This is a genomic window from Hansschlegelia zhihuaiae (genome assembly GCF_004103825.1).
GTDB lineage: Bacteria > Pseudomonadota > Alphaproteobacteria > Rhizobiales > Methylopilaceae > Methylopila > Methylopila zhihuaiae.
The window spans coordinates 125970-128623 of record NZ_RYFI01000015.1 but is presented as its reverse complement, the minus strand read 5'-3'; the positions used below and the strand labels follow the sequence as shown (position 1 = coordinate 128623).

The window sequence follows — 2654 nt, the reverse complement described above, 5'->3', positions numbered from 1 at the left end:
GTTTCCCGCCAGCCGCTCGCGCCGATCGAGCGGCAGGATCGCCGACAGCGTATCAAGCGCGATCGACCGCGACGGCTCATGATCGCGCGGCTGGAGCGGGGCTGGAAGATTGGTCACCGGCAAACCCTGATCGCCGTGGCGTCGCTGGCCTGCGCGTCCGCGCCGCCGCCCGAAAAGCCCCCTCCGGGAGACGCGCCCATCGTTAAAGGCCCCAGGCGCGACGCGCCGGCGCGAGATCGAACACGACGTCCTCGGTCGGTCCCGCCTGTCCCCCAAGATTGTAGAAATCCCTGACCGCCGCGTTAAGCAGACGGTCGACGTCGCCGGCGTCCCCGAACAGTCCAGGATCAGGGGCCTGGGCCCCGACGCTCATGGCGCCGATGTCGCCCTCGTAGCGCTGCCCCGCGTTGAGCGTCACACGCTCGTAGTCACAGGCCAGGAAATCGCCCAGGGCGAATTCGAGCTGTGGCTCTGCGACGGCTGCGCGGATCTTCTCGCACCACAGGATGCGCGCAGCCTGAAGGCCAACCAGCCAGTTCAGATAGAATGAGACGTCCTCGCCGGCGTCGTGCCTGACGATCGTCAGCGGCGACGCGCGAAAATGGATCTCGCATGCGCCGTCGGCGTGCAGCGTCGAGATGCACTCAAGGTCCTTGCGCGACGACTTCATCTGGAGGCCGCGATAGATTGGCCGCCAGTCGCCGTTGAGATGCCGGAACACAACCGGGCCGAACGGACCTTCGAAATTGATTTCGCCGGCCTGCAGCGTGCGATCCGCGTCGAGCCTGCCAAGCGAGACCGGCGTGACAGGCGCGGCGCACAAATGGATCTGGAAAGGCGGGCGGCGCCTCTGAAGCGGCTCGCTCAGCCTGCTCTCCTGAACAGGGCTTCGAAGCGCCGCTATCCGCGCAAACACCCGCTCCGCCTGGCTCGAGGCCGCAAGCGTCATATCCTGGACCTCCCGCATGCCGACCGCGCGGGTTTCCAGACCGCGCCGGACGAAGACGAAGAGCCCGTCTTTCTCACCTTGCCTTGATGTCGCGTGCGGCCGGCGAGGGGAGGCCGGCACGCGGGCGATGACGACGCCGGCGTCGCCCTCGACCGGGACGCCGCGGATCCGCAACCCGACCAGCGGCGGTGTGAACGCGTCGGCGACGCTCTGGCCGAGACGGTTGGCCTCCTCGACGCAGTCGGGCACGAGCTGCAGGGCGACCGCGACATGCGCCTCCTCGACCACGCCGATTACAAACGTACCGCCATAGGCGTTGGCGAGGGCCGCGATCGAACGGCGACGGGCGAAACTCGACGCCTCCTGCTTGAACTCGAGGGTCTGGCTTTCCGCGACGTTTCGACCGGCGACAAAATCGCGGACGTCGTCGGCCGTCAGCTCCTCGATCGGCGTGGTTTCCAGCGCCAGCACCGTCATGCCCGGCCTTTCGGACCGCCGGGGCCATCCTGACGAGGCTTCCGGCCGACGCGTCCGGCCGGTCGCGAAAACCGCTTCAGGGCGGCGTAATACTCGCGGTCCATGCCCTTGAGCGGATCCTGGCGCAGTTCGGCGCGCGCCGCCAGGAGACGCAGGATGTGCATGTGCGTGCGAACCATCGGATTGCTCGGATCTGGCGCGACCGCGTCGGGCAGCATGTGATCTTCATGAAGATGCCGGGCGACGAGCGGGGCGAGCTCGCCCAGCCGGTTCTTCGCCGGATCGCCGTAGATCTCGTAGGTCGCGCCGGCCACGACGTCGGCAAGCTGGAGCCCGGCATGGTCTATCGAGCGTTCGAAGCGGATCGGCCCGGCCATATCGAGCTTGAGCTGCACGAACCGCCCGCCGGGTCCTGGAATCGGGACGGCGTCCGGACGGTCGATCCAGGCCTCGAAATAGTCGTTCATCGCCTCGAGAGGCTCGGATTCGTCACAGTAGACCTGAACCTTGCCGTGGCGGCCGCCGAGGCCGCGCGCCAGCAGCGACTGGAACGAGGTTGCGGCGAGGTCGAGTATCCAATGGGCGATCCCGCTCGCCTCGAGATGAACCGATCGGGCCGCGATCTGGTCGCGGTAGCCGCGCGCGAAGCGCAACAGGAGCCCGAGCACGGCGGCGTCTGGCGGCAGCGTCGGCTCATTGCGAAACAGCAACGGCGCGTCGGCCGGCTTGAATGACGTCATGAAGGTTCGAAGCTCGGCCGCGACCGCCTCCGCCGGGCCGCCGGCGTCGCGAATCGTGCGCCCGATCGCCTCCATGACGAAGATGTGCAGGCCGCGGTCGTAGAAGATCCTGCTGCGGTCCTCGAGAACGGGCTCGAAGATGTACTCGAACGCCTTGGCGGCGAGCGCGAGGCGCTTGTCCATGACGGTGACGAGGAAATGGCCGTCGAGGGCCTCTAGCGTCAGCCTGGCGATTTCGGGCCAGTCGTCGCGCTTGCGCAGGCCGGTCTTGCCGCGCGCCTTCAGCTCGACCGCCTGGATCGGGCGCACGCGCGTCGAGCGGATGCGGTCGACGAGCGCGGCCGACTGGTCGGCGGTGAGGTCGTGCGCGGCGTAGGTGAAGATCGGCTGATCGGTGTTGGTGAGGTCGTTGCCGGTCGACCCGGACTCGTCGCACCAGATCGGGTGAGGCGGGGCCAAGGATTGCGACATCGGCGACCCTCCAATCC

At 67.9% G+C, this 2654-nt stretch carries 2 protein-coding genes; both read right to left on the bottom strand.

The genetic code is table 11. From position 1 onward, the window contains the following. Positions 1 to 202: 202 nt before the first annotated feature. The gene (locus EK403_RS15775) at positions 203 to 1426 is read right to left on the bottom strand and encodes an AlbA family DNA-binding domain-containing protein (RefSeq protein ID WP_128778414.1); all 1224 of its coding nucleotides are present in this window, start codon (positions 1424 to 1426) and stop codon (positions 203 to 205) included. Next, the gene (locus tag EK403_RS15770) at positions 1423 to 2637 is read right to left on the bottom strand and encodes a DUF3800 domain-containing protein (protein WP_128778413.1); all 1215 of its coding nucleotides are present in this window, start codon (positions 2635 to 2637) and stop codon (positions 1423 to 1425) included. Before EK403_RS15770 ends, EK403_RS15775 begins: the two co-directional genes overlap by 4 nt. Positions 2638 to 2654: the final 17 nt, after the last annotated feature.